This window comes from Bradyrhizobium sp. SZCCHNR3119, assembly GCF_032487775.1.
Classification (GTDB): domain Bacteria; phylum Pseudomonadota; class Alphaproteobacteria; order Rhizobiales; family Xanthobacteraceae; genus Bradyrhizobium.
This window is the reverse complement of sequence record NZ_JAUEUV010000001.1, coordinates 3,077,928-3,103,750: the sequence shown is the minus strand read 5'-3', so window position 1 is coordinate 3,103,750 and position 25,823 is coordinate 3,077,928. Positions and strand designations below refer to the sequence as shown.

Genomic DNA, 25,823 nt, shown 5'->3' with positions numbered 1-25,823 from the left:
AGATATGGCGGCCCGAGTCCGCCAGCTACACACCGTAACCGGACCATTACACGCGTAACCATCGCATTTCGACGCGACATTCTCCCGTAGCCGACATTGCCGAGGCGTGCCGCATCAGGCCGTTCGTCGGCGTCCAGCCGAGCGCTGGCCCGCCTTCGCCGACACCTGAACGGATCCGTCGGACAATCATGGAGGCTCGCATCGTGTCGTACAATTTCCTGCTCGCATCATGGGGCACATCCGGCAACCTCAATCCTCTGCTCACGGCCGGCCGCCAGCTTCGGCAGAGGGGGCACCTCGTCAGGGTGATGGCCGACCCGGCGATGCGTGACGAGGTCCTGGCCGCTGCATTCGATTTCGTGAGTTGGGATCGCGCTCCGGTCGGCAACGACGCAGACCCGACCGACTTCGCCAATATGGGAGACTTGATCAAACGTACGGTATTCGAGCCGGCGACGCGCTATGCAGCCGACATCCGCGACGAACTCGGCAGGGCTGAAACCGACGCCGTTCTAAGCCTGGATATCGTGCTCGGAGCCGAAGCCGCCGGCGCCCCCGCAGCAATGCTCTCGCCGCACATCGGCATTCGACCTCTGGCCGGCCAGCCGCCCGCCACCAGCGGCTTAGGCGCGGCGAAGACCCTGCAGCAACGCGCCGAAATCGATGCTGCCAACCAACGGTTCTCGGATTTCATGAACGAGTTCCTGCCGGATCTCAACGAAAGCTGTGCGCATCTCGGCGTTGCCGGCGTCAGCCATGTCATGGACCTGTTCGACCGGCCGGCTCGCGTGTTGTTGGCGACGAGCCGCGCGTTCGACTTCGAGGCCGACTGGCTTCCCACCAACGTCAGATATGTCGGGCCGCTGCTCGACCAGCCCAGCTGGTCGGAGCCTTGGCGCGCCCCGTGGAAGGCGACCGTCAAGCAGCCGCGCGTGCTGATCAGCTGCAGCACCGGCGCGCAGGGCCAAGGCGAGCTGGTGCAGCGGATCATCGATGCCATGGGCCTCATCGAGGTCGAGGCGGTCACGACCGCCGGCCCCAATGTCGATGTCGCAAGCCTGAAGGCGCCGAATAACGTCCACCTGCTACGCAGTGCGGCATGCTCTCGCTCGAGCTCTGCGGCCGCCATCCGGACCTCGCGAGCGGCCTGATCATGATCGACTCGATCGTGCTGCCTCCGAGCCACCTCCGGGAGGCGCCTGCCATTCGCCAATTGGTCGAAGGCATCAGCGGACCGAATTATCTGGCCACCTCGCGGGCGAATGCCTGGGAGATCGGCTGCGACTATGACGATCCGGCCCGGCGTAAGGCGATCTTCGACGCGTATATCCGTCCGCCCTGCGAGGCCACGCCGCAGTATGTCGCCGTCTCGGCCTTCGTCAACGCCCTGTCACACGACCCCGAACCGGCGGCCGCGACCTGCCGGCTGCCCATGGCCTACATCTCCGCCGATGTGCCGATGGTCAACATGGCGCGCGACCTCGACCGCCTGCAGCAGCTGTGTCCGCAGCTCGTCGTCGCCAAGACGATGCTGGCCGGTCATTTCAATACGATCGAGGTGGCCGACCAGGTCAATGCGATGATCGAGCGTTTCCTGGCGGTGGGGATGAGGCCGCGCGCCCCCTGACGCGATGTGAGAGCGTCCGCGGGCGGCGCGCCAGTTACACTTGGCGGTTGCAAATTCCTCGCCGCAAGGCATGCTCCCCCTCCGATGTCCAGCGAGCCCAAACATCCCACCGAGAGCGCCGAGCCGCCGCATTATCACGGCCATCGGCAGCGGTTGCGCGAGCGCTTCCATGCGGCCGGCGCCGACGCGCTGAGCGACTATGAGCTGCTCGAGATGGTGCTGTTCGCGGCGCAGCCGCGACGCGACATGAAGCCGCTTGCGAAGGCGCTGTTGAAGAAGTTCGGCTCCTTCGCCGAAGTTATTCACGCACCTGGACCGCTGCTGCGCGAAGTCGAGGGCGTCGGCGAGGCCGTCGTCACGCAGCTCAAGCTGATCGCAGCCGCCGCCAGCCGGATCGCTAAAGGCGAGTTGAAGCAGCGCCACGCTTTGTCATCGTGGCAGGAGGTCATCACCTATTGCCGCACCAGCATGGCCTTCGCCGAGAAGGAGCAGTTCCGGCTCCTGTTCCTGGACAAGCGCAACCACCTGATCGCCGACGAGGTGCAGCAGACCGGTACCGTCGATCACACGCCCGTCTACCCGCGCGAAGTGATCAAGCGCGCGCTCGAACTCTCCGCCACCGCGATCATCCTGGTGCACAATCATCCATCCGGCGATCCGACGCCGTCGCAAGCCGATATCCGCATGACGAAGGCGATCGTGGATATCGCCAAGCCGCTCGGCATCGCCGTGCACGATCACATCATCGTCGGCAAAAACGGGCATTCCAGCCTGAGAGGCCTGCAGCTGATCTAAATGCCGCCTCGTTTCCCTTTCGGACCGGTTGTCAGCCGAACGCGGCGACGCTATACAATCTCAAGATGTAACAAAATTTATTTGTCGAAGGCGACCGTGCGCCCTCTCACCGGCGCACGCCGATATTGCAACAGATATATAATGCAATTGCCATGCGCCGCAGCAGCATTTTTCATGCCTTCGCTTTTCTAGCTCCGTTCATCTCCGTCCTCCTGGCGGGCACGCATTCGCCGGCTGCCGATGAACTACCGATTCCGCCGGTTCTCCAGGCCAAGAAAGGACCGCTCGAGATTCTGCTGGTTGCCCGCGAGCAGAGACTGGCAGAGCTGCCAGGCTCTCCGGTCGGCTGGGTCTACGAGGCATGCCTCCAGAAGGATGCGGGTCCGGATGCGCGACGCTGCCCTGGCAAGAAAGGATCCTCCGGCAAGAGAACCACCTGTCCAACCGTTGAGGACGAAGCGGTAAGCCCTTATGGCGGCGTCCGGCTACAGCTTGCACGAACGCAACGGCTCAAGGTTCGCCTCGTCAATTGCCTCCCGGCGGTCATGAAGGACGTGCCGCAAGGCGAGTTCAAGCACGTCGGCGAGAACGGCGAGACCTTGCTGCATTACAATCCAACCAACCTGCACACCCATGGGCTCATCGTCGAGCCACGTCGAGCCGACGATCCGGGCGACAGCTACGGCGACTACATCTTCGTGCTCGGCATCAATCCGGCCAATGATCCGCCGAGCCAGCTTGCGCACAGGGCTGATCCGGCGGGTTCGGCGATGCACCATGGCGGCGATCATGCCAGCCAATTCGACATCACGCCCGACGGGGTGATCAACTACGATATCGACCTCGTCGATCATCCCGAGGGACTGTTCTGGTTTCACCCGCATGCCCATGGGCTGGCGCTCAACCAGATCACGGCCGGCCTCGCCGGTATCATCACCGTCGGCAGCGTTTCGCAATATCGCTGCGGCGCCAAGCCTTGCGAACCCGATAAAGTGAAAGTCCGGCATCTGGTGCTGAAGGACACCCAGCTTCGCGCCGACGGCACGTTGAAGCTGCAGGAAGATCCGAAGTTCTGCGGCGAGCTTGAGCCGCAAGGCACCGCCGTTCTCGGCAAAGGCTTATGTCCGGGCGCGCAACAGCCGACCGATTACTCGCAAGGCAAGTGGCTCTTCACCATCAACGGCGCCATCGACCCGACATTGTCGGTCGATTCCGCAGGAGAGATCTGGCGCATCGCAAACACGTCGGGGAGTGCAACCTACTCGCTCGCATTGCAGGACGACGCGAGCGGACGCGACCTCCAGTTCCAGGTGCTGTCAATCGACGGTGTCAGCCCGGATGTCGGATCACAGATACCGACCGCGCGTCTGCAAGCGCTGTTTGCGGACAAGCTGAACATTTCCGAATGCGTTGCCTCGGCCGGGGCGCCCACTGCGGCCGGGCGGAGCAAGCCGGTATGCGCCGATCGGATCCGGATGATGCCGAGCTCGCGCGTCGACGTCTGGGTTTCGCGCAAGAGCGCCGGAGTCGCGGACGGAAAGGCCAGTGCCGCACTACGCAGCTACAATTTCAATACCGGCAGCGCTGGCGACACCTGGCCCGGCATCGAGCTGGCGCGTGTCGATTTTGCTCCTGCCCTGGCCGCGCAAAAGCCGCTCTCCTATCTCGGCATCGAGGCGCAGGCCAAGACGATGTTCGGACCTCAAGGCGCGCTCGGACAGGTTGCCAAGACGCGCGTCAGTGGGCTGGAAGAACCGACGCCGATTTCACGCCTCGCCGCGCCGTCGCAGGCGCGCGTTGGCCCATCGCAACATGCGGCATTCGCGGCGAGACTGGCCGAGCTCAACGCTCCCCGGAAATATGCGCCCTGTTCCGCGCTTGCGCCGGACTGGGTGCGGCAGGTGATTTTCGGACTCCCGAACGAAGACCCGAACAGCCTCTCATTCGGATTGGGCTACCGCGAGGTCGGGAGAGATCAAGCGCTGACGGCGCCGACCGGCGATCTGGCGATCAAGGTGTTTGATCATGCGGCGGCGCCTGCCGTTTGCCTGCCGCTTGCAGCGGGCGGGAAGGGCGTGACCGAGCGCTGGGAGCTCATCAACATCGCCGCTGAAGACCACAATTTCCACATCCACCAAAGCCGGTTTTCGGTCGTCGCGACGCAACTGCCCGGCAACACCGATCGACCGGCGAACGGCCAATCGTCTCCTCCTGACGCAGAGCCCATTGTCCTGCATGACAACATCCCGCTGCCCAGCGGGACCGGCTGTGACGGGACGGTCGGGGCATGGAAGCGAGGCAGTTGCCGTCCGAGCCGGGTGGTGGTCGATATCACCTTCAAAGAGGCCGGCGACTTTGTCTTCCACTGCCACATCCTCGAACATGAAGACGGGGGCATGATGGCCAAGATCAGCGTCGTGCCGCCTTCGCCGTGAAGGCGCGGTTAGGCGGGCGGGGGCAGCCGCAGAGGCGAATCCGTTGCGATCGGCCCTGCTGTCCCGTGCTGCCGGTTCGAGCGCGCAGCGCGGATTTGAACCGGGGAGGCTGCTGCGCCAACTCAGTTCCGTAACGCTTTCCGCGCATGGAGATTTCGAATGCAGGCAAGGCTGATCGGCGTGGTCCTCGGCGCCGCGCTCTCGGTGAGTTCGGCCCTGGCCGAGACCGCGAACCCGAACGACTGCCTCGGAATCGACTGGGACGACACGCGTCCCCTGACGGTCGCGAAGGTCACGGCGCAGCCGCGGGTCAACTTCATCAAGAGCCCTTATGATGACGACTTCAAGGCTTCGACCTGCCCCGCCGCCACGGAGGCCTGCCGGAGAGCGGCCTATCTCGTGACCAATGATCTCGTGCTCGTAGGCAAGGTCTCCGGCGAATTCACCTGCATCACCTATCAATCGCCGACGGCGAAAAAGCAGACCTGGAGCAGGGGTTGGCTGCCGAACGCAGCGCTGACCACTGTCGCACCGATGACCACTCCGACGCTTTCGGACTGGCTCGGCAGCTGGGAGCATCCGGGCGGCGGCATCACGATCGCCAAGGGCGAAGGCGGCAAGCTCAGGATCGACGGCGTGCAGGTCGTGCCGACCGCGCGCGACTTCCACAATGGCGCGATCGGCGCGCAAGCCGCGCCGAAGGACGGCATGCTTGCATTCGTGGACGACGGCAGCACGCCGTTCGAGCGCCCGAATCAGGGCGACGAATGCCGCGTCCGCATGCAGCGGATCGGCCTGTGGCTGCTGGTCGAAGACAACAACGATTGCGGTGGCGCCGGCGTCACATTTACCGGGCTTTACCACCGCAAGTAACAGATGCGACCATCAAGAGCCGTCGCGCCGCAGGCCCGCGAGGCTCAATAGCAATAGCGCGGATGCACCCGGACATAGGCGCCGTCCGGGCGCTGCAGGTAGCAGCCTCTCTGATAGTAGTAATAGCCGCCACGGCGGCGCTCGCCTTCGGCGGCGATTGCAGCACCAGTGCCGGCGCCGAGCACCGCGCCGATCGCCGCGCCGCGGCCACCGCCGATCGCGCCGCCGATGATCGCACCACCGGCGCCACCCAGGATGGCACCGCCCAACGCATCTTGCGCTGCAGCCTCATGAAGCGGCGCGGCAAGCGCGAGCCCGAGCACGGCCAACGTCCCGAAGCGCGTCGCGATATGTCGGATCATGTTAACCCCTCCATTTCAATTCGAAATTGCTTACACCATTCGTGGCTACGGCTCTTTGGCGTAGATCAAGGCACGGTCAAGGCACCGATCGCAAAGTTGACGTGATGATCACTGTCGCAGCATCATCAGCGGATTGGCGCTGTCGGGCACCAGCCGCCACTGGGCGTTGTCATCGGCCTCGAAGCGCCAGGTCTCGCCTCGGTCGGACATCAGGATCATCTGACCGTGCTCGAGCCGCCATTGCGTCGGCGCAAAGGCCGCGACGGCGGCATCGCATTTCGGTTTGAGAAACACCTGGAAATTGTCGTTGCCTGCGTCGTTGTTGGTGAGCGTGAGCCCGCAGATCGTGTCGCCATTGCCGCGCACCATGGCCCAGTCGCCGATCATCTGGTCCATCGACTTCGCCAGTGAACGCGCCGCCGCCAGGTTCTGCAGGATGTAGACACCCTCGCCTTGGCGCACGCCCTCGAAGATTCCGGTCTCGACTTCGGTGAAATCGATCACGGCTTCACCGGTCGCATCCTGCAGCCGCACGATGTCGAGCCCCCTCACGTTCCAGCCGACGATGTCCTTGGTGAAGGGCAGCGCCGCGGCGCAATTCGGCTCGAGCTCGAGCTTTAATCCACGCGGCGACGAATCCGGCTTCAATGTCACGACGCAGGTCTTGCTGCGCTCGGTCGTCGCGAGCTCCCATTGCCCGATCATCGCCTTCTTCAAGCCCGCGGCATCCTGCGCTGCGACCGGCGCAGGATGCACGCAGCCGAGCAGCAGCGCGAAAAGCAACGGGAGAAGGCGAAGCATCAGCGACCTTTCACCGGCGTTTCCGCCACCGGCGTCAGCGGCGGCTTGCCGGCAAACCAAGCCTTGAGATTGTCGACCACCAGCTGGTCCATGGCATTGCGTGTTACCACCGCGGCTGAACCGATATGTGGCAGCAGCACGACATTTTGCATGCTCTTCAGCTCGTCCGGAACGTTCGGCTCCTTCTCGAACACGTCGAGGCCCGCAGCCAGGATGCCGCCCGACTGCAGGGCGGCGATCAGCGCCTGCTCGTCGATGACGGAACCGCGCGCAACGTTGATGACGACGCCGCTCGGCCCGAGCGCCTTCAACACCTCGGCATTGATCATCTTGTTGGTGCCGGCGCCGCCGGGCACGATGACCACGAGCGTATCCACCGCCTTGGCCATCTCGATCAGGTCCGGATAGTGCTGATAGGCGACCCCGGCCGCGGGTTTCCGCGAGTGATAGACCACCGGCACCTTGGAGGCATCGAGGCGCCGCGCGATCGCTTGGCCGATCCGCCCCATGCCCACCATCCCCACCGTGCGGTTGCGCAGCGAGCCGACGGAGAGCGGATAAGGCTGAGCCAGCCAGAGGCCGGACCGCACGTAACGATCCGCCTTGATGAACTCACGCAAGGTGGCGATCAGAAGCCCCAACGCGACGTCGGCAACCTCTTCGGTCAACACGTCCGGCGTGTTGGTGACGACGAGGCCGTTCTGGCCGGCATGCGCCGCGGCGATGTTGTCGTAGCCGACGCCGAAGCTTGCGATGATCTCGAGCTTCGGAAAGCGCGCCATGGTCGCGGCATCGGCCGTAACCGTATGGAAGGTCATGGCGATGCCGCGGATCGACTCGATCACGCCGGCCGGGAGCCGTTCGAGATCGCCGCGCGTCTCGGCGAAATGCAGATTGAAATTGTCCGGAAAGCCTTTTTCGAGGATCGGCCGCAGCGGCCCGTAGATCAGAAGGTCGATCTTGTCAGACGGAACAGCCGCCATCACATGTCCTTTCCAAGCGCACTTTCATGCCAGCGCCGCAAAACCAGGTGCGAAAATAGCGCCAGCGCGGCGTAGATGACAATCCCGGCTACCGACAACAGGACCAGCGCTGCGAACATGCGTGGAATGTTGAGACGGTAGCCGGATTCCGCAATGCGATAGGCGAGGCCGGAGCCGGCGCCGGCACTGCCGGCCGCGATCTCCGCGACCACGGCGCCGATCAGCGACAGCCCGCCGGCAATGCGCAGGCCGCCCAGAATGTAGGGCAGCGCCGCCGGCAGCTTCAGGTAACGCAAGGTCTGCAGCTTCGAGGCGCGATAGAGCTGGAACAGACCAAGCAGATTGCGATCGACCGAGTTCAAGCCCAACGCCGTGTTCGACAGCACCGGAAAGAAGCCGACGATCCAGGCGCAGACGACGACCGCAGTCTGCTGCGGCAGATAGATCAGAAGCAGCGGCGCGATCGCGATCACCGGCGTGACCTGCAGCACGATGGCGTAAGGGAACAGCGCGTATTCCAGCCATTTCGATTGGTTGAATAGCAATGCCAGCCCAATGCCACCGATCGCCGCTGCGGCAAAACCCTCCGCGGTCGTGATCAGCGTCGTCAGCAGCGATTGCGACAGCACGTTCCAATCTGAAACCAGCGTTTGCAGCACCAGCACCGGGCCGGGCAGCACGTAAGGCGGGATGCCGTTGAACCGAACCACGAACTCCCACATGCCCAGGCCCAAAGCCAGCACCAACACCGGCAGGACGAGGCCGAGCGCAGGCCGCAATGCCATTCCCGCGGACGCGTCCGGCGTCTGTTTGGGGAGCGGGCTCACAGGGCCGACGCTCCCGAATAGGCCGGCGCCAGCGCCTCCGATACGCGGCGGCAATGATCGGCATAGGCGACGGAGGTCCTGAAGTCGTCGCCGCGCGGCTCTTCGGCTGCGATGCGGATCTCCGCGCCCAAGCGGCCCGGCCGCGCCGTCATCACCAGGACGCGCTGCGACAGATAGACGGATTCGAACACCGAATGGGTGACGAAGATCACCGTCATGCGCAAGCTCCGCCACAATGCCAACAGATCGTTGTTGAGGCGGAAGCGGGTGATTTCATCGAGCGCCGCGAACGGCTCGTCCATCAAGAGAATCTCAGGACTGGTGACCAATGCACGCGCCAGCGACACCCGCATCTTCATGCCGCCGGACAACTCGCGCGGAAATCGCCCGGCAAAGTCGGCCAGACCGACTTGTTCAAGCGCCGCCTCGATCTTCGGCCGCGCCTCCACCGCAGGCATATGCGCAAGCTTCAGCGGCAATCCGACGTTCTCGCGCACGCTGGTCCACGGCATCAAGGTCGGTTCCTGGAACACGAAGCCGATGCTGTGATCCGGCCGTGAAGCGCTTGCGCCCTCTGCCAACATGACGCTGCCGGTGGTCGGCGCGGCAAGCCCGGCGATCAACCGCAAGGCGGTCGACTTGCCGCAGCCCGAGGGCCCAAGCAGCGAGATGAATTCGCCCCGCGCGACATCGAGGTCCAGCGGCCCGAGCGCAATCACCCCGCTATCATAGGTCTTGGTGACGCTGCTCAGCCTCACGGCCGGCGCTGGAGCGATGCGGGAAGGAACAGACGGAGACAGGTCAGCCATCGCGTGTGCGGCGTTTCGCGCCGGATCAATTCTTCGGCCGCAGATCGAGGCCGACGCCCTTGTTGACGAAGCGCAGCGTATAGGACTTGCGATAATCGATAGTGGGCTTGACCACGCCGGCCCGCACCATCTTGTCGAAGAAGCTGGTAACCCGCTCGTCGTTCATCGCGCCGATCCCGTCGCGTAAGGAATCGCCGGAATCGACGATGCCATATTCCTTCATCTTGGCGACCGAATAGGCCAGCAGATCGTCGGTCATTTCGGGATTGAGCTTCTTGATCATCGCGTTTCCGGCGGAATTGTCGCCGTAGAGATAGTGATACCAGCCGACGATCGAGGCATCGACGAAGCGCTGCACCAGATCCGGCTTCTTCTCGACCATGTCCCAGCGCGTCTCGATCAGGGTCGAATAGGTGTTGAAGCCGTAATCGGCGAGCAGGATCACGCCCGGCTTGAAGCCGGCGGCGCGCTCCACGGCAAACGGCTCGGACGTCACATAGCCCTGCATCGCGCTCTGCGGGGTGGCGATGAAGGGCTGCGAGTTGAATGTGTAAGGACGGACGTTCTTCTCGGAGAATCCGTATTCGGATTTCAGCCATTGATAGTAGCTCGAGATCCCCTCCTTGGAGACGAATAAAGTCAGCGGCTTCAGGTCCTCGAGCTTGCTGACCTTCGATTCCGGGTGGGTCAGAAACACCTGGGGGTCCTTCTGAAACATCGCGGCGATCGACACCACCGGAACGTTGTTGGCGACCGCGTCGAACGACATCAGCGTGTTCGCGGCCATGAAGAAATCGAGCTTGCCTGCGATCAGGAGCATGCGATTGTTGTCGTTCGGCCCGCCCGGCACGATGGTGACGTCGAGGCCATATCGCTTATAGGTGCCGTCGGCGAGCGCCTGGAAGAAGCCGCCATGCTCGGCTTCGGCCACCCAATTGGTACCGAAGGAGACCTTGTCCAGGGTCTCGGCCGCCGCAGGCGCAAACGTCACCGCCACGGCCAGCCAAGCCGCCGTTAACATTCGGAACAGAAGCGCCTGCGCCATGATTGGACTCTCCGGTTCATTCTGGCCCATGATGGGGTTGGTGGAGTACTAACCCGGCCGACCGACGAAAGAAACAATGCTTCCCATGCCCTTCCCGCCCCGCGACTGGACCGCCATTCATTGGCCCGAGCTGGAGACGTCCGATGTCGCGGGCTGGATCGCAGTGCTGCCGCTGGCCGCCACCGAGCAGCATGGGCCGCATCTGCCTCTCGGTACCGATATCTTGATCGCAGAAGCCTATCTCGCTGCGGTTCGCGATCTCTTATCGGACAAACTGCCGGTGACGTTTCTGCCGCTGCAACCGGTCGGAATTTCCACCGAGCACATCGATTTTCCGGGCACGCTGACCTTACCGACCGAGGTCGCGCTGAAGAGCTGGTTTGCGATCGGCGAAAGCGTGGCCCGGGCCGGCCTCAAGAAGCTGGTGATGGTCACCAGCCATGGCGGCAACAGCGCGGCCATGACGCTGGTGGCGCAGGATCTGCGCGCAGCGTTCGGCATGCTCGCGGTCACCACGTCGTGGTCGCGCTTCGGCGCGCCGGATGGTTTGTTTGCGGAGGACGAGTTGCGTTACGGCATTCATGGCGGCGCGGTCGAGACCGCGATCATGCTGGCGCGACATCCCGATCTCGTCCGCATGGATGCGATCGCCAATTTTCCGTCCGCGGGGACCGCGATGGAGGCGCGCTATCGCCGGCTGTCGACACAACGGCCGGCGCCAATGGCTTGGCAGACACAGGATCTCAATGCGAGCGGCGCGGTCGGCGATGCGGCGCAAGCGAGCGCCGAAAAGGGCGAACGCCTGATCGCGCACGGTGCGCACGCGTTCTGCGAGCTGCTTGATGACGTCGATAAATTCGACGTGAAGACGCTCGGCAGTGGCCCCGGCGCTCGCGGCTGAGGGCAAGCTAACCGCTTGCTACATAAAAGCGATTTTTTACCACCACACGCCCAGCCCTCGATTCGGACCGCGTCCGAACAGATGGACTCCAAGCGGGCTGGCGGCCACCGCGAGCAGCCCGCATCGCGTCGGCATAGCGTTGCACGGGCGTCACAGAACCGTGCCAACGAAGCACCTGCGGCATTGTGCGCGTTGAACTTGCGAATGATTCGCAATTATGGTTCCGTTACGCGTAACATGCTGCTGGGCCATTTGTGCATTATCCGGCAGAGGAGCGAGTGCGGCTCGTTTTCCTGGTGACAGGGTACGGGCAAATCAGGTCTGACTGAACCCGCAATTGTAATCGCTGCCGCGTGATGCCTTGCTTGGACCAGCCCGCTCAATGATCCGTCTCTACCCTCAAGAGTTTACCTTCGCTTGCGCTGCGCTGGGTGCCGCGGTGATGTTGGCTGACCCAGCCGGCGCGACCGATCTGCCGCTCAAGGCCAAGGCATCGCCCCTCAAGCCCGCTTATGACTGGACCGGCTTTTATCTCGGCGGCCATTTTGGTTATGGCGGCGGCAGCCTCGGGGCGGGCACCAATCCCATTCCCATGCAGGGCGTGCTGTTTCCACATAGTGTGACCGGCCTGATCGGTGGCTATCAGATCGGCTACAACTATCAATTGGCCAACCGGGTCGTGCTCGGGATCGAGACGGATGCGTCATTTCCGAGCCCCGTCGATCAGATCGCGGTTGCACGGCTCACCCCGACGCCGTTCAACACGATGCTCGATTATGTCGGAACGTTGCGCGGCCGCGTCGGCTATACCTTCGATCGCTGGATGCCTTATGTGACCGGCGGTTTTGCCTGGGGTCATCCGCATGTCGAGGTCAATGACGGCAGCGGCGCCATGGTTGGGCAAACCCAGCTGGGCTGGGCGGCGGGTGCGGGTCTCGAATTTGCCGTGAGCGGCAATTGGACCGCCAAGCTCGAATACGACTATATCGACTTGGCGCGCCGCAGCTACAATCTTGACCGCTTCGGCCTGGCGCCGGTGACGGTCGATCCGCAACTGCATCTGGTCAAGGTCGGCCTCAACTATCAGTTCGGTGACAGCCTTTGGTCACCGAAGGCCTCCGAAAATCCCAAGCTGCCCGAGTCCGACAACTGGAACGTCCACGCGCAGACGACCTTCCTGCCGCAAGGCTATCCCAGCTTCTCATCCCCCTATAGCGGTCCGAACAGCCTGCCCGGCCGTGGTCAGCTCCAGTCCACCTGGACCACGACCGCCTTTCTCGGCGTCCGGCTGTGGGACGGCGGCGAATTCTATTTCAACCCTGAAATTGCGCAGGGCTTCGGCCTCGACGGAACGCTCGGCGTTGCCGGCTTCCCGAATGGCGAGGCCCAGAAGGCCGGCGCGGCCTATCCGCGCATTCGTGCGCAGCGCTATTACATCAAGCAGACCTTCGGCCTCGGTGGCGAGCAGGAAGACGTCGCCGACGGCCCCAACCAGCTCGCCGGCAAGCGCGACATCGACCGCGTGACCCTGGTCGTCGGCCGCTTTGCGGTCGGCGATTTCTTCGACAACAACGCCTACGCGCACGATCCGCGCGCCGACTTCATGAACTGGGCGCTGTGGGAAGCCGGTGCCTATGATTTCCCGGCCGATCTTCCGGGCTATACGCGAGGCGCGATGGTCGAGCTCAACCGCAAGGATTGGGCGATCCGCGGCGCAGTGCTGCAGGTGCCGTCACAGCCGAACAGCGACAAGCTCAGCCTCTCCGGTGGCGGAGCGGTCGTCGAGTTCGAGGAGCGCCACAACATCTTCACGCAACCGGGCAAGCTAAGGCTCGGCGTATTCGGCAATCAGGGCGTGACCGGCAATTATCGCCAGGCGCTGGCGATCGAGGCCGGCGATCCGACGCTAGACATCAACAACGTGATGGCGAGCATCCGCCACGTGAATCCGAAATACGGCTTCTATGCCAATCTCGAGCAGCAGGTCATTCCCGATGTCGGCGTGTTCGCGCGCGTGAGTTGGAATGACGGCCAGAACGAGATCCTGTCATTCACCGACATCGACCGCAGTCTCTCCGGCGGCGTCTCGATCAAGGGCAGCTTCTGGGGCCGGGCGAACGATACGATTGGCATCGGCGGCGCCATCAACGGCCTGTCGGCGGCGCATCGCGATTTCCTCGCGGCTGGCGGCACCGGGCTCCTGATCGGTGACAGCAGGCTCAACTACCGGCCTGAGCAGATTTTCGAAGCCTATTACGCCTATCAGGTCACCAAGAACTTCACGGCCACGGCCGACTACCAGTTCATCGCCAATCCCGCCTACAATGCCGACCGCGGGCCGGTCTCGATTGTCTCGGCCCGCCTGCACGCCGAGTTCTGATCGTCTCTGAAGCCTCATCTGGGTGGGCGTCCGTCTCGGATTCACCGTTGATCCAGATCAACGCCGCGAGGGAGGGACGTGGCAGCCTTTGCAGATCTTGATGCAGCAAGGCCAGCCGAGATGACGTCATCGACAAACGGCACTCACTGCGGCGGGCTCGCGAATGACGGGGCCACCTGCTCATGATCGACCTCCGCCGGAGCGATGGGCGAATTGCGGTGACCGAGGGGCTCAGCGCCGAGACCAAGGCTACGCGACCCATCCGTAAGATCGCCCTCGAAGAGCACTATTCGACCCCCGAACTTGCCAAGACATACGTCGCGAGGCCGACTCGGAGCGACACGCTATTCGCGGACATCGAACGCCGCCTCGCCGACTTCGACCAGCTGCGGCTGGAGGCGATGGACGCCGCGGGCATCGAACTTTCCGTGCTGTCGGTTACCACGCCGGGCGTTCAGGCGGTCGCGGATACTGATCTGGCAATTCGCCTCGCGCGCGAGGCCAACGACGTGCTGGCGCGGCAAGTACAGAAGCGACCGCACAGATACGCGGGCTTTGCCCATCTTCCCACACAGGATGGCGTCGCCGCCGGAGCTGAATTGGAGCGCGCGGTCAGGGAGCTCGGCTTCAAAGGCGCGCTCATCAACGGGCAGACCGCCGGGCACTATCTCGACGCCGACATGTACCTGCCGTTCTGGGAGCGCGTGCACGACCTCGATGTCCCGGTGTACCTCCATCCCGGCCAACTCGCCGACCAACCTGCGATGTTTGCGGGCCGGCCTGAGCTCGACGGACCGGTATGGGCCTGGACCGCCGACACCGCGGCGCACGCGCTGCGGCTCGTTTTCGCCGGTACTTTCAAGCGCTTTCCGCGGTTGAAGATCATCCTCGGCCATATGGGAGAGACACTGCCTCACCTGCTCTGGCGCCTGGATAGCCGCTGGGAGATGGAGCTGGGCGAAAAGCTTCCGCGCGACGATCTGCCCTCCACCATCATCCGGCGCAACATCATGATCACCACGTCCGGCGTCTGCGATCCGAATGCGCTGGTCGGCGCGATTGCCGCGCTCGGCGAAGACAGTGTGATGTTCTCGGTCGACTATCCTTATGAGGATTCGACGACCGCCGGAGCCTTCATCGAATCCGCGCCGATCAGCGAAATCGCGCGCGCTAAGGTGTGCCACGGCAACGCCGAGAAGATCTTGCGCCTATAGCCCCGCTTCAATCGATCGGAGCCGCATCGACCAACCAGAGCAGAGAGAACAGCAAACGTCAGGCCTGCAAGGAGAGAAATCGTGACCAACACCTCACGCCTGCCTGGGCTTTCGCGCCGTCATGTCCTTGCCGGGCTCGCCGCGGCGCCTGCCTTGAGCACGGCCTCCCCGGCGGCCGCACAGACAGCTGGACCGCGCTGGACACCGCAACAGGCCCAGGCCGCATTGAAAGGCGCCAAAGGCACCAAGCTGGTGCTGCTCGGCACCGGCGCCGGTCCGGTGCCCGGCCGCTCTCGGCGGATGACCTCGCACGTCATGCTTAGCAACGGCTCGGCCTATGTGCTCGATTGCGGCATGGGGGTCACGGATCAATACGCACACACCGGTATCCCGTTCAGTGCGCTTCGGTCTATCTTCATCACCCACCACCATGCCGATCACAATATCGAATACGGCCCGTTACTGATCGTCGGTTGGATACACGGTCTGTCGCCCGACGTTCGCGCCTACGGTCCGCCACCGCTCAAGCAGATGACGGAGGACTTCCTGCGCGCCTACAGGCAGACTGTCGATTTCTGGGCTGAGGACTTCCACGCGAAGCCGCTAACTGAAATCAGTGTGAAGGAAATCTCCGGCGCCGGCCCGGTGATGCAGGACGATAACGTCAAGGTCTCTTCGATCGTGGTCGAGCATCCGCCGGTAAAGCCGGCGCTCGGCTATCGTTTCGATTTCAAGGACCGCTCGATCGCCTTTTCCGGCGACACTGCGCCGCTGGAGGCGATCGCGGTGATGGCCAAGGGCGCCGACGTGCTCGTGCATGAGACCATGTACGTTCCAGCCGTGGAGAATTACGTCAAAGCGGAAATCGCCAAAGGGCAGCCGGTCAAGTTCGATGACTTCATGGCGCATATGAAAGCCGATCACACGCCATCGGAGGACGTCGGTCGTATCGCGCAGGAAGCGGGCGTCAAAACGCTGATCATGTCGCATCTCACGCCCCCGCTCGACAGCATTGCCGACGACACTTGGCGCGAGGGGGCGGCAAAATACTTCAAGGGCAAGATCATCGTCGCAAAGGACCTGATGGTCGTGTGAAACGGTCGGGGGAGTTGATCGAAACTTGGAATCTCCTCGTGCTCCGCTTCCGAGGTTCGCTTGATGCGGTCGCCAGCCGGCATTCGGGCGCGAAACGGCGGCCGCGATCCTATATAAGGGAGCCAGGATCGATTCCCGCCGTATCGGCGCAACGAAGGCTCCCATGCTCTCGGTTGAACTTGCGATCGTCATCGTCCTGATTGTGATCAACGGCCTGCTGTCGATGTCGGAGTTGGCGATCGTCTCGTCGCGTCCGGCGCGATTGGCGCTGCTGGCCGAGAAGAACATCCGAGGCGCACGGAGCGCTCTGACACTGGCCGCCGATCCCGGCAAGTTCCTGTCGACGGTCCAGATCGGGATCACGCTGGTCGGCGTGCTCTCGGGCGCGTTTTCCGGAGCCACGCTCGGCCAGCGCTTGACGCAGTGGTTGCTCGACCTTGGCCTGTCGCCGTCGCTCGCAGACATCGCCGGGGTCGGCCTTGTCGTGACCAGCATCACCTATGCGACTTTGATCGTCGGCGAACTGGTGCCAAAGCAGCTTGCGCTGCGCGATCCCGAAGCCGTCGCCGTCAGGGTCGCGCCGGCGATGCAGCTGCTCGCAAAAGTCTCGCTGCCGCTGGTCGTGCTGCTCGATGTTTCCGGCAAGCTGATCCTGAAGTTGCTCGGCCGCAGCGGCGTTTCCGACGACAAAGTGTCCGAGGAGGAGATCCATCATTTGGTGCGCGAAGCGGAAACGGCAGGCGTGCTGGAACCCGGCGAGAAGGAGATGATCGCCGGTGTGATGCGGCTCGGCGATCGTCCCGTCGGCGCCATCATGACGCCGCGGCCCGAGGTCGACGTCATCGATCTCAACGATGATCCCAAGGCAATCCGCGAATTGCTGGCGAAGAGCCCGCATTCGCGCCTGCCGGTATCCGATGGCGAGCGCGACCGTCCGATCGGCGTGCTACAGGCGAAGGACCTGCTCGCGGCCTATTTGCGCGACGAAACACCCGATCTGCGCAGCCTGGTGCGCGAGGTGCCGATCATTCCCTCGAGCGTCGATGCCCGCGATGTGATCGCGATTCTCAAGGGCTCGCCCGTGCATATGGGGCTCGTACATGATGAATACGGAGCCTTCGACGGGGTGGTCACGGCCGCGGATATTCTCGAATCGATCGTCGGCGCCTTCACCTCCGAAGAGGGGCCACCCGAACCCGCCTATGTTCGGCGGGCAGACGATTCATACCTGATCTCGGGCTGGATGCCGCTCGATGAATTCTCCGACCTATTGTCGATCGAGGTGCCGCCACATCGCGGCTACCACACGATAGCGGGCCTCGTTTTGCAGCATTTCGGCAGCGTTCCCCACGTGGGCCAGAGCTTCGATCTCAACGGCTGGCGCTTCGAGATCGTCGATCTCGATGGCCGCCGCATCGACAAGATCCTGGCGATGCGGCTTCCGCAGGATGAGAACGGTACGCCGCCGGCAGCGTAGATTTGCGGCGGGGTCGGTTTTGATCGAGATCTACTCCGCCGCCTCGACCTTCAACACGCCGCGACGGATCTGATCCTCCTCGATCGACTCGAACAATGCCTTGAAATTGCCCTCGCCGAAGCCGTCGTCGCCCTTGCGCTGGATGAACTCGAAGAAGATAGGTCCGATCGCGTTCGCCGAGAAGATCTGCAGCAGCACCTTGGTGTGCCCGCCGTCCACGACGCCCTCGCCGTCGATCAGGATGCCGTTCGCTTTGAGGCGGGCGACATCCTCGCCATGTTTCGGCAGCCGGCTATCGATCTTTTCGAAATAGGTGGCGGGCGGCGACGGCATGAACGGCAGGCTGGCGGCCCGCAGCCCCTCTACCGTCGCATAGATGTCGCGCGCCCCACAGGCGATGTGCTGAATGCCCTCGCCGCGATAGAGCTTCAGATATTCCTCGATCTGCCCGGAATCGCCGGCGTCCTCATTGATCGGAATCCGGATCTTGCCGTCGGGACTGGTCAGGGCCCGCGAAAACAGGCCTGAGGCGCGGCCTTCGATATCGAAGAAGCGGATCTGGCGGAAGTTGAACAGCTTCTCATAGAAGCCGGCCCACACATTCATGCGGCCACGATGCACGTTGTGGGTCAGGTGGTCGATATAATAGAGGCCCGCGCCGGTCGGGCTTGGATTGCGCGCGCCGAGCCAATCGAATTCGTAATCATAGGCCGAGCCTTTGGCGCCGTAGCGATCGACAAAATACAGAAGGCTGCCGCCGATGCCTTTGATGGCCGGCACATCCAGCGTCTTCTGCGCAGGTAACACATCGGCCGGCTCCGCGCCGAGCGCGACTGCGCGATCATAAGCGGCCCTCGCATCGACCACCCGGAACGCCATCGACGGCGCGCAGGGGCCGTGTTCGGCGACGAAGCTGCAGCCATGGCTGCCCGGCTCCTCATTGACCAGATAGTTGATGTCGCCCTGGCGATACAACGTGATCGCCTTGGTCTTGTGGCGGGCAACCGGCACAAACCCCATCAGCTTGAACAGGGCGTGCAGTTGCGGGGGCTCCGGATGCGCATATTCCACGAACTCGAACCCGTCCGTGCCCATCGGATTGTCGGCCGAGATCGTGGCAGGCGGCGCATCGTGCGGAAACGGACCCATCGGCGGATTCTCCCAAATGTCGATCAGGCATCCTGGCTCACGGGACCTGCACGGGGCGTGCAAACGATTGCCATTTTCGGCCGGATGTGCACGATCCGTGCATTGGATGCAGGATTGATGCATGATTTCAGTCGACGCCTTCGATCTCAAGATCCTGGCCGCCCTACAGGACGACGGCCGCCTCACCAACCAGGAGCTGGCCGACATCGCCGGGCTCTCCGCCTCGCAGTGCTCGCGGCGGCGGATGCGGCTGGAGGAGGAGGGCGTGATATCCGGCTATCGCGCCGAACTTGCGGGTGCGGCGCTCGGCTTCGAGCTGATCGCCTTCATCCAGATCACGCTCGCGACCCATTCGCCGGACAATGCCAAGAGATTCCGCTCACTCGTCAATCGGGTCGAGGAGATCCAGGAAGCCTATGCGCTGACCGGCGATGCCGATTACCTGCTCAAGGCTGTGCTGCGCGACCTCAAGAGCCTGTCCGACATCGTCAACAACGTGCTGATGCCGCACCAGAGCGTCGCCCATGTGCGCTCGTCGATCGTGCTCGACCGGTTGAAGGAAAGCGCGAAGCTGCCGCTGCGGTCCGTGGTGCGCTGAGGTCATCCAGCGACAGTTCTTAACTGCAACCGTCATTCCGGGGCGCGAATGGAATGAGCGAGCCGGCAATGACGGGGCTCATCCGGCCGCTGCGACCGTCCCCTCAACCTCGCCGAATCCGATGCGATAGCCGTCGCCCTGACACCAGCCGCGAATGGCGAGCGAGTCGCCGTCCTCCAGGAACGAGCGCTTGATGCCATCAGCAAGCTCAACCGGCTCCGTGCCGTTCCAGCTGATCTCCAGCAGGCTGCCGCGCTGATGCTTCTCGGGACCGGAGATGGTGCCGCTTCCTAACAGGTCGCCGATGCTCATGGCGCAGCCGCTCGATGCATGATGCATCAGCTGCTGCACGCTGGACCAGTACATGTATTTGAAATTGGTGCGGCAGATCGTCTGCGCCGCCTTCATGCCGGGAGCGTGCAAGGAGACGTCGAGCTTGAGATCGTAGTTCTGCGCGCCCTTCTGCTGCAGGTAGGGCAGCGGCGTCGGTTCTTGGTTCGGCCCCGCCACGCGGAATGGCTCCAGCGCCTCCCGCGTCACCACCCACGGGCTGATTGACGTCGCGAATGCCTTGGCCTGGAATGGCCCGAGCGGCACATATTCCCATTGCTGGATATCGCGCGCGCTCCAGTCGTTGAGCAGCACGAAGCCGAAGATCATGGCTTCGGCTTGCACCTCGGTCAGCATCTCGCCCATGTTCGAGGGCTGGCCGATGACGACGCCCATTTCCAGTTCGAAATCGAGCCGCTTGCAGGGACCGAAGCTCGGCACGTCCACGTTGGGCGGCTTGAGCTGTCCGCGCGGACGCTGCACCTTGGTGCCCGACACGACAACGGTCGAGGCGCGACCGTTATATCCGATCGGCATGTGCAGCCAGTTCGGCTGCAGCGCGTTGTCCTTGCCGCGGAACATCACGCCGACATTGGTGGCGTGTTCCTTCGACGAATAGAAATCGGTGTAGCCGGACACGTGAAACGGCAGGTGCATCGTCACGCCGGCGCGGGCGAGCACCGCGCGGCTGCGCAGCGCCTTGTTGTCGCGCAGCTCCGGATTGTCATGACGCAACAGCTCGCTGATCCGTGCCCGCGTCTTCGACCAGACCGCGGGCCCGAGCGACATGAATGGATTTAGCGAGTCCTGCGCAAACACGTCATAAGCCGGCGCAAGGTCGATCAATCCTTCGCTCTCGAGCACGGCGAGGTCGAGCACGAAATCGCCGATGGCAACGCCGATACGACGTTGCGGCGAGTCGGCCGCCGAGAACACGCCATAGGGCAGGTTCTGGATCGGGAAGTCGGAGGCCGGATCGACCGGGATGAAAGAACGGAGCGAGGGATCGTTGGGATGGGGCAATGTCATAATCCTACTGACTCTCTCTCGTCATCCCGGGATGGCCCGACAGGGCCGGCCCCGGAATCCATACGCACGACCGTGGTCATGGATTCCGGGCTCGCTGATAACGCGGCGCTCTGAGAATGACGACGAGATTTATGGCTACGGCCTGGTTGGATCGAACCGCTTCTCCAGACCGTTCCAGCAATCGGCATAGTCCTCCTGCATCGTGCCGGACTCCGCGGCATGCCTGGTGATCCGTTGCGGGAACCGCGTCTCGAACATGAAGGCCATGGTGCCGGTGAGCTTGACCGGTTTCAATTCGCCATTGCTGGCATGATCAAACGCCTCGCGATCCGGACCATGCGGCAACATGCAATTGTGCAAGCTCATACCGCCGGGTACGAAGCCCTGCGGCTTGGCATCATAGACGCCATAGATCAGGCCCATGAACTCCGACATGATGTTCATGTGATACCAGGGCGGGCGGAAGGTGTTTTCCGCCACCATCCAGCGCTCCGGGAAGATCACGAAATCGATATTGGCGGTGCCCGCCGTCTCCGACGGCGAAGTCAGCACGGTGAAGATCGATGGATCGGGATGATCGAAACCGATCGCGCCCACCGGCGAGAAGGTGCGCAGGTCGTATTTGTAGGGCGCGTAGTTGCCGTGCCAGGCGACCACATCGATCGGCGAATGCGGCAGCTCGGTCCTGAACAGCGCGCCGCCCCATTTGACATAGAGCTCGGTCGGCGTGTCCTTGTCTTCGTACGACGCCACCGGAGTCAGGAAGTCGCGTGCGTTGGCGAGACAATTGGCACCGATCGGTCCGCGTTCCGGCAAGGTGAAGGCGCCGCCATAATTCTCGCAGAGGTAGCCGCGTGCAGCGCCCGCCGGCAGCTCGACCCGGAACTTGACCCCGCGCGGGATCACCACGATCTCGCCCGGCTCCGCGTCGATGCGGCCGAACTCGGTGACGAACAGCAGATTACCCTGCTGCAGCACGAACATCAGCTCTCCGTCGGCATTGTAGAAATGCTGATCGACCATCGACTTGGTGATGACATAGACATGCGCCGCCATGCCGGCCTGCGTTGCGGCGTCGCCCGCGGTCGTCATGGTCTGCACGCCCTGCAGGAACGTCACCTCGCCTGCGGGAATCGGCGTCGGATCCCAGCGCAATTGCTGCACCGTGATCTCCTGCTCGTGGCAGGGGGCCGTGCGCCAAAGCCCGGCCTCGACGCGGGCGAAGCGGCCGGAGTGCTTGACGGAGGGACGAATGCGATACAGCCACGAGCGCTCATTGGCCCCCCGCGGCGCTGTGAATGGCGAGCCGGAGAGCTGTTCGGCATAGAGGCCGTAGGCGCAGCGCTGCGGCGAGTTGCGCCCGGTCGGCAAGGCCCCCGGCAACGCCTCGGTTTCGAACGAATTGCCGAAGCCGGACATATAGCCCGGCGTGATCTGCGACGAAGCCTGGTTCAGTTTGCCAGGCGCGGTGTTGATGTTCATGACGCGTCTCCTTGCAGGCGGGCCCACATTTCGCGATCGCGCTCCGCCGTCCAGATCACGGGCTCTTCGATGCCACTCGCCTCATCAAAGGCGCGCGACACGTTGAATGGCAGGCAATGCTCGTAGATTGCGAAGCTCGAGAATTTCGGATCCATCACCTCGCGCGTCGCCGCCATCGACTCCTTCAGGCTGCGGCCCTTGGCGACGGACATCTCCGCTGCACCATAGAGTGAACCGACGAAGTCACGGGTCATCGCGATCGCCTCGCGTACGGTCGCGGTGCCCTTCAGCGCGTCACCACGACCGGGCGCGATAGCCTTGGGGTTGAAGCCCAGCACCTCGTTCAAGGTCGAAGGCCATTCGCGCAAGTAAGCGTCGCCGCAATAGCAGGCGGAGTGATATTCGATCAGGTCGCCGGAGAACATCACCTCGGCGTCCGGCACCCAGGCGACGATATCGCCCGAGGTGTGTCCGGCTCCGATCTGGATCAGCTGCACCTCGCGCTTGCCGAGATAGATCGACATTTCGCCTTCGAAGGTCAGCGTCGGCCAGGTCAGGCCGGGAATGCTCTCCGCGTCCTGGAACAGCCGGGGAAAGCGGCCATATTCGGAATCCCAATCCTGCTGACCGCGCTCGGCGATCAGCCGATAGGTCTCCTGCGAGGCAACGATGCCTTGCGCGTGGTAGGCCGAGGCGCCGAGCACGCGGACGGCGTGATAGTGCGAGAGCACGACATATTTGATCGGCTTGTCGGTGACCTTCCTGACACGCTCGATCACCTTGTTCGCCATTGCCGGCGTCGCCTGCGCATCGAACACGATGCAGCCGTCGTCGCCGACGATCACCGCCGAGTTCGGATCGCCTTCGGCGGTGAACGCGTAGAGATCAGGACCGATCTCGGAAAAGGTGACCTTTTTCTCCGCGAGGTCCCCGGTGGATGCAAAGCCTTTCGCCATCATGGATTCCCTATCTCTGCAGCTCCGGTGCGGCTGCCTGTTGTTGCTGACCGGCTTCCATCGTGCGCCGCTTGGCGAGCGTGATCGCCTCGCGCAACACGCCGATGTCGCCGATGTGGTTGGCCAGAATGAGAACCAGCGCGGCATCGAGATCGGCGCTCTCGATGTCCGACAGGCCACGATGCGCCTCGACGATGGCACGGAAGGCGTCGTCTGGTTTGCTGAAATTGGAGCTGGTCGAAAGCGTCATGCGCCCACCTCAATTCAATCCCGCTGCACGCGCCACCGCGGCCTCGATCGCGGAGCGCGTCGGATGCCGGAAGCGCGCGGCGACGTAGCCGTCCGGCCGCAGCAGATAGGACGTTCCGGGATCGGCGCCGTAGCGCGTGCGAGCCAAGCCTTCCGCGTCGATCAAGCCGCGTGCGCCGCCGATCCTGATCGCGCCCATGTCGTCCGGCAGGTCATCGGCGGCACAACCGTTTTCGAAGGAGAGCAGCGTGAAGCCCCGCCCCGCTGAGCTGAACGCGTCGGTCAGGAACAGCGGACGACCCTCGGAATCGCGCAGCGGCGCATCCGCCATGGACGTGCCGGGGCAGGATCCGCCCTGCCAGAACTCGGCATCAGCCGTCGAAAGCGGCGTGTCATAGACCGAGGGCACCGAGAGCCGGCCGCCGTTGACCATGCGCTTGGCGAACTCGGTCTCCTTGGCGAGCGCCAACACCATCTTGCGCAGGCGCGCCTCCTGATGCGAGTTCGGCGCCATGAAATCGGTCGCGCGCGTAGACTCTCGGATATTCTCGTCGGCTGCCGCGCTCCGCTCCAGGTGATAGGTATCGAGCAGAGTTGCCGGTGAGAAGCCGCGCAGCACACGATCGAGCTTCCAGGCCAGGTTCTCTGCGTCCTCCAGTCCCGAATTGGCGCCGCGCGCGCCGAACGGTGAGACCTGGTGCGCGGCATCGCCTGCGAAAATGACGCGGCCATGGATGAACCGCTCCATCCGTCGGCACTGGAATTTGTAGAGCGAGATCCATTCGAACTCGAACGCATCGTGGCCCAGCATCCGCGCGATCCGAGGCCGCACGTTCTCGGGCTGCTTCTCGACGTTAGGGTCGGCATAACGGCTGAGCTGCAGGTCGATGCGCCAGACGTCGTCCGGCTGCCGATGCAAGAGCGCCGAGCGTCCGGCATGAAACGGCGGATCAAACCAGAACCAGCGCTCGGTCGGAAAATCGGCCGCCATCTTGACGTCGGCGATCAGGAACTGGTCCTCGAACACCTTGCCGGAAAAGTCGGCGCCGACCATCTGGCGCAGCGTCGAGCGCGCGCCGTCGCAGGCGATGACATACTGCGCCGAGAGCCGATACGGCCCATCCGGCGTCTCGACCGTCAGCAGCACATGATCGTTCCTCTGCTCGAGCGCGGCGACCTTGTTGCGCCAGCGCAGCGAGATGGCCGGCAGTTCGTTGACGCGATCGACCAGATAGGCCTCGGCATAGAACTGCTGCAGATTGATGAACGCCGGACGCTTGTGGCCCGGTTCGGGCAGCAGGTTGAACTGATAGAGCTCTGCAGGACCGTGGAAGATCCGACCAACGTTCCACACCACGCCCTTATCGACCATGCGGTCGCCGACGCCGAGCCGATCCCAATATTCCAGCGCCCGCTTGGAAAAGCAGATCGCACGCGATCCCTCGCCGATGCGGTCGGCGTCGTCCAACAGCACCACCGCGTGGCCACGCTGCGCCAAGTCGATCGCAAAGGAGAGGCCGACCGGACCGGCGCCGACCACCACGACCGGATGTTCGGCCGGCTCGCCGCTATCCTGGTCCGGATGGCGCCGATAGCCGAATTGAACCTTGGCCTTGCCCGTGGTCTCTGCCGAATTGGCCTGCACCATCGCTCGCGTGCCCTGCTCGCCTGTCTCGCGACCGCCGTTGTCGCCGGCGTTCTTATCGAAGTGGTTTTTGACGTTTCCAACGATGCGCAACCGGCATCTTGCCATATAGTCGCATCTGCAACTATCTTACACCCGACGGCCTCGGCCGCGTCAACTCAAAAAATTGGAGCCCGTCTTGGCTAAATCGTCCGTGAGCCCCGCCCGGCAACAGGCGAAGACCACCGAGGCAACACGCGATGTCGCGACGCCACAGCGATCGGAGCGGCTCGATCTGTTCAAATTCACGCCGTTCCGGCTCAATCGGCTCGCCGCCGAGGTCAGCGCGGCGCTCGCCTGCGAATATCGCGAGCGTTACGGTCTCGACATTCCGGAATGGCGGGTGCTGGCAACGCTGGGCTTCCGCCGCGATGCCTGCAGTGCGCAATATGTCGCCCATTGCACGCGCACGCACAAATCCACCATCAGCCGCGCTGTCACGACGCTGCTGGAGCGGCGACTGATCGAACGGGTCGAAAATGCCGATGATCGCCGCGAGTTCCGGCTTCGCCTCAGCCGCAAGGGCAAGACACTGTACGAGGAACTGATCCCCCGTTTGCAGCGGAAGGAACGCGAGATCATGTCCTGCCTGTCGGATCAGGAGCGCAAGATTTTCGATAGCCTGATCGGAAAGATCGAGGAGAGCCTCGGCCTGATCCAGACCAGCGAAGAGGCCGACGCAAAGGAAGCGTATTGATCGGCGCCGTCATGACGCAGAGCGG

General features: G+C 63.4%; 24 protein-coding genes. 12 read left to right on the top strand and 12 right to left on the bottom strand.

Annotated elements, in window-relative coordinates; genetic code table 11:
* The first annotated feature begins 203 nt into the window (after positions 1-203).
* The 5 genes from QX034_RS14445 (at position 204) to QX034_RS14425 (ending at position 5,730) form a co-directional block, all read left to right on the top strand.
* Entirely contained in the window at positions 204-1,151 is a 948-nt protein-coding gene (locus tag QX034_RS14445; RefSeq protein WP_315728026.1) for a glycosyltransferase, read from the top strand.
* Entirely contained in the window at positions 1,100-1,627 is a 528-nt protein-coding gene (locus QX034_RS14440; RefSeq protein WP_315701940.1) for an alpha/beta hydrolase, read from the top strand. Before QX034_RS14445 ends, QX034_RS14440 begins: the two co-directional genes overlap by 52 nt.
* Positions 1,628-1,711: 84 nt before the next feature.
* Positions 1,712-2,422, top strand: coding sequence for a RadC family protein (gene radC / locus QX034_RS14435; protein WP_315701941.1), 711 nt, complete (start codon positions 1,712-1,714; stop codon positions 2,420-2,422).
* Between the two features lie 152 nt (positions 2,423-2,574).
* On the top strand, positions 2,575-4,857 hold the full coding sequence (locus QX034_RS14430; RefSeq protein WP_316195504.1) for a multicopper oxidase family protein: 2,283 nt from the start codon (positions 2,575-2,577) through the stop codon (positions 4,855-4,857).
* A gap of 159 nt (positions 4,858-5,016) precedes the next feature.
* Positions 5,017-5,730, top strand: a complete 714-nt coding sequence (locus QX034_RS14425) for a hypothetical protein (RefSeq protein ID WP_315701943.1) — start codon at positions 5,017-5,019, stop codon at positions 5,728-5,730.
* A 44-nt stretch (positions 5,731-5,774) separates the two neighbouring features.
* Here the strand turns inward: QX034_RS14425 and QX034_RS14420 are convergent, their stop codons facing one another.
* From QX034_RS14420 to QX034_RS14395, 6 genes are all read right to left on the bottom strand, one after another.
* Positions 5,775-6,092, bottom strand: a complete 318-nt coding sequence (locus tag QX034_RS14420) for a hypothetical protein (protein ID WP_315701944.1) — start codon at positions 6,090-6,092, stop codon at positions 5,775-5,777.
* 108 nt (positions 6,093-6,200) lie between these two features.
* Positions 6,201-6,797 (bottom strand): AprI/Inh family metalloprotease inhibitor, encoded by a 597-nt coding sequence (locus tag QX034_RS14415; RefSeq protein WP_315703117.1) that lies wholly within the window; start codon positions 6,795-6,797, stop codon positions 6,201-6,203.
* 95 nt (positions 6,798-6,892) lie between these two features.
* Positions 6,893-7,876: a 2-hydroxyacid dehydrogenase gene (locus tag QX034_RS14410; RefSeq protein ID WP_315701945.1), complete on the bottom strand. Its 984-nt coding sequence runs from the start codon at positions 7,874-7,876 to the stop codon at positions 6,893-6,895.
* Positions 7,876-8,661 carry an ABC transporter permease gene (locus tag QX034_RS14405; RefSeq protein WP_315701946.1) on the bottom strand — a complete coding sequence of 262 codons (786 nt, stop codon included), beginning with the start codon at positions 8,659-8,661 and terminating at the stop codon, positions 7,876-7,878. Before QX034_RS14405 ends, QX034_RS14410 begins: the two co-directional genes overlap by 1 nt.
* A 38-nt stretch (positions 8,662-8,699) precedes the next feature.
* The gene (locus QX034_RS14400; protein WP_316195502.1) at positions 8,700-9,512 is read right to left on the bottom strand and encodes an ABC transporter ATP-binding protein; all 813 of its coding nucleotides are present in this window, start codon (positions 9,510-9,512) and stop codon (positions 8,700-8,702) included.
* A 25-nt stretch (positions 9,513-9,537) separates the two neighbouring features.
* A complete protein-coding gene (locus QX034_RS14395) occupies positions 9,538-10,557 on the bottom strand; it encodes an ABC transporter substrate-binding protein (protein WP_315731342.1) in 1,020 nt (339 codons plus the stop codon).
* Between the two features lie 85 nt (positions 10,558-10,642).
* Here QX034_RS14395 and QX034_RS14390 point away from each other — a divergent pair, with 85 nt between their 5' ends.
* The 5 genes from QX034_RS14390 (at position 10,643) to QX034_RS14370 (ending at position 17,624) form a co-directional block, all read left to right on the top strand.
* Positions 10,643-11,458, top strand: coding sequence for a creatininase family protein (locus tag QX034_RS14390; protein WP_315731345.1), 816 nt, complete (start codon positions 10,643-10,645; stop codon positions 11,456-11,458).
* A 442-nt stretch (positions 11,459-11,900) separates the two neighbouring features.
* Positions 11,901-13,838, top strand: coding sequence for a carbohydrate porin (locus QX034_RS14385; protein ID WP_315701948.1), 1,938 nt, complete (start codon positions 11,901-11,903; stop codon positions 13,836-13,838).
* Positions 13,839-14,239: 401 nt separating this feature from the next.
* Positions 14,240-15,052 carry an amidohydrolase family protein gene (locus QX034_RS14380; protein ID WP_409977765.1) on the top strand — a complete coding sequence of 271 codons (813 nt, stop codon included), beginning with the start codon at positions 14,240-14,242 and terminating at the stop codon, positions 15,050-15,052.
* 81 nt (positions 15,053-15,133) lie between these two features.
* Positions 15,134-16,147 carry an MBL fold metallo-hydrolase gene (locus QX034_RS14375; RefSeq protein WP_315701950.1) on the top strand — a complete coding sequence of 338 codons (1,014 nt, stop codon included), beginning with the start codon at positions 15,134-15,136 and terminating at the stop codon, positions 16,145-16,147.
* Positions 16,148-16,310: 163 nt separating this feature from the next.
* Complete coding sequence (locus tag QX034_RS14370) at positions 16,311-17,624, top strand: hemolysin family protein (RefSeq protein WP_315701951.1); 1,314 nt, start codon at positions 16,311-16,313, stop codon at positions 17,622-17,624.
* 30 nt (positions 17,625-17,654) lie between these two features.
* Here the strand turns inward: QX034_RS14370 and hppD are convergent, their stop codons facing one another.
* Positions 17,655-18,773, bottom strand: coding sequence for a 4-hydroxyphenylpyruvate dioxygenase (gene hppD / locus QX034_RS14365; RefSeq protein ID WP_315701952.1), 1,119 nt, complete (start codon positions 18,771-18,773; stop codon positions 17,655-17,657).
* A 121-nt stretch (positions 18,774-18,894) separates the two neighbouring features.
* On the opposite strand from hppD, the gene QX034_RS14360 reads away from it, so the two are divergent.
* A complete protein-coding gene (locus QX034_RS14360) occupies positions 18,895-19,371 on the top strand; it encodes an Lrp/AsnC family transcriptional regulator (RefSeq protein ID WP_315731337.1) in 477 nt (158 codons plus the stop codon).
* 78 nt (positions 19,372-19,449) lie between these two features.
* Here QX034_RS14360 and fahA read toward each other — a convergent pair whose 3' ends face one another.
* The 5 genes from fahA to QX034_RS14335 form a co-directional block, all read right to left on the bottom strand.
* Complete coding sequence (gene fahA / locus QX034_RS14355) at positions 19,450-20,724, bottom strand: fumarylacetoacetase (RefSeq protein ID WP_315742680.1); 1,275 nt, start codon at positions 20,722-20,724, stop codon at positions 19,450-19,452.
* Between the two features lie 141 nt (positions 20,725-20,865).
* Complete coding sequence (gene hmgA / locus QX034_RS14350; protein WP_315742679.1) at positions 20,866-22,212, bottom strand: homogentisate 1,2-dioxygenase; 1,347 nt, start codon at positions 22,210-22,212, stop codon at positions 20,866-20,868.
* Positions 22,209-23,168, bottom strand: a complete 960-nt coding sequence (locus QX034_RS14345; RefSeq protein WP_315701956.1) for an MBL fold metallo-hydrolase — start codon at positions 23,166-23,168, stop codon at positions 22,209-22,211. Before QX034_RS14345 ends, hmgA begins: the two co-directional genes overlap by 4 nt.
* Positions 23,169-23,178: 10 nt before the next feature.
* Positions 23,179-23,418, bottom strand: coding sequence for a DUF2783 domain-containing protein (locus QX034_RS14340; RefSeq protein WP_315701957.1), 240 nt, complete (start codon positions 23,416-23,418; stop codon positions 23,179-23,181).
* A gap of 9 nt (positions 23,419-23,427) precedes the next feature.
* On the bottom strand, positions 23,428-25,065 hold the full coding sequence (locus QX034_RS14335; RefSeq protein ID WP_315703120.1) for an FAD-dependent oxidoreductase: 1,638 nt from the start codon (positions 25,063-25,065) through the stop codon (positions 23,428-23,430).
* 271 nt (positions 25,066-25,336) lie between these two features.
* Here QX034_RS14335 and QX034_RS14330 point away from each other — a divergent pair, with 271 nt between their 5' ends.
* Complete coding sequence (locus tag QX034_RS14330) at positions 25,337-25,798, top strand: MarR family winged helix-turn-helix transcriptional regulator (protein WP_409977485.1); 462 nt, start codon at positions 25,337-25,339, stop codon at positions 25,796-25,798.
* Positions 25,799-25,823 lie beyond the last annotated feature (25 nt).

Excerpts from the sequence above, each read along its gene's own strand:
- QX034_RS14440 (WP_315701940.1), top strand. The coding sequence starts at position 1,100 with ATGCTCTCGCTCGAGCTCTGCGGCCGCCATCCGGACCTCGCGAGCGGC.
- radC (WP_315701941.1), top strand. The coding sequence starts at position 1,712 with ATGTCCAGCGAGCCCAAACATCCCACCGAGAGCGCCGAGCCGCCGCAT.
- QX034_RS14430 (WP_316195504.1), top strand. The coding sequence starts at position 2,575 with ATGCGCCGCAGCAGCATTTTTCATGCCTTCGCTTTTCTAGCTCCGTTC.
- QX034_RS14425 (WP_315701943.1), top strand. The coding sequence starts at position 5,017 with ATGCAGGCAAGGCTGATCGGCGTGGTCCTCGGCGCCGCGCTCTCGGTG.
- QX034_RS14420 (WP_315701944.1), bottom strand. The coding sequence starts at position 6,092 with ATGATCCGACATATCGCGACGCGCTTCGGGACGTTGGCCGTGCTCGGG.
- QX034_RS14415 (WP_315703117.1), bottom strand. The coding sequence starts at position 6,797 with ATGATCGGGCAATGGGAGCTCGCGACGACCGAGCGCAGCAAGACCTGC.
- QX034_RS14410 (WP_315701945.1), bottom strand. The coding sequence starts at position 7,876 with ATGGCGGCTGTTCCGTCTGACAAGATCGACCTTCTGATCTACGGGCCG.
- QX034_RS14405 (WP_315701946.1), bottom strand. The coding sequence starts at position 8,661 with ATGGCATTGCGGCCTGCGCTCGGCCTCGTCCTGCCGGTGTTGGTGCTG.
- QX034_RS14400 (WP_316195502.1), bottom strand. The coding sequence starts at position 9,512 with ATGGCTGACCTGTCTCCGTCTGTTCCTTCCCGCATCGCTCCAGCGCCG.
- QX034_RS14395 (WP_315731342.1), bottom strand. The coding sequence starts at position 10,557 with ATGGCGCAGGCGCTTCTGTTCCGAATGTTAACGGCGGCTTGGCTGGCC.
- QX034_RS14390 (WP_315731345.1), top strand. The coding sequence starts at position 10,643 with ATGCCCTTCCCGCCCCGCGACTGGACCGCCATTCATTGGCCCGAGCTG.
- QX034_RS14385 (WP_315701948.1), top strand. The coding sequence starts at position 11,901 with ATGTTGGCTGACCCAGCCGGCGCGACCGATCTGCCGCTCAAGGCCAAG.
- QX034_RS14380 (WP_409977765.1), top strand. The coding sequence starts at position 14,240 with ATGGACGCCGCGGGCATCGAACTTTCCGTGCTGTCGGTTACCACGCCG.
- QX034_RS14370 (WP_315701951.1), top strand. The coding sequence starts at position 16,311 with ATGCTCTCGGTTGAACTTGCGATCGTCATCGTCCTGATTGTGATCAAC.
- hppD (WP_315701952.1), bottom strand. The coding sequence starts at position 18,773 with ATGGGTCCGTTTCCGCACGATGCGCCGCCTGCCACGATCTCGGCCGAC.
- QX034_RS14360 (WP_315731337.1), top strand. The coding sequence starts at position 18,895 with ATGATTTCAGTCGACGCCTTCGATCTCAAGATCCTGGCCGCCCTACAG.
- hmgA (WP_315742679.1), bottom strand. The coding sequence starts at position 22,212 with ATGAACATCAACACCGCGCCTGGCAAACTGAACCAGGCTTCGTCGCAG.
- QX034_RS14345 (WP_315701956.1), bottom strand. The coding sequence starts at position 23,168 with ATGGCGAAAGGCTTTGCATCCACCGGGGACCTCGCGGAGAAAAAGGTC.
- QX034_RS14340 (WP_315701957.1), bottom strand. The coding sequence starts at position 23,418 with ATGACGCTTTCGACCAGCTCCAATTTCAGCAAACCAGACGACGCCTTC.
- QX034_RS14335 (WP_315703120.1), bottom strand. The coding sequence starts at position 25,065 with ATGGTGCAGGCCAATTCGGCAGAGACCACGGGCAAGGCCAAGGTTCAA.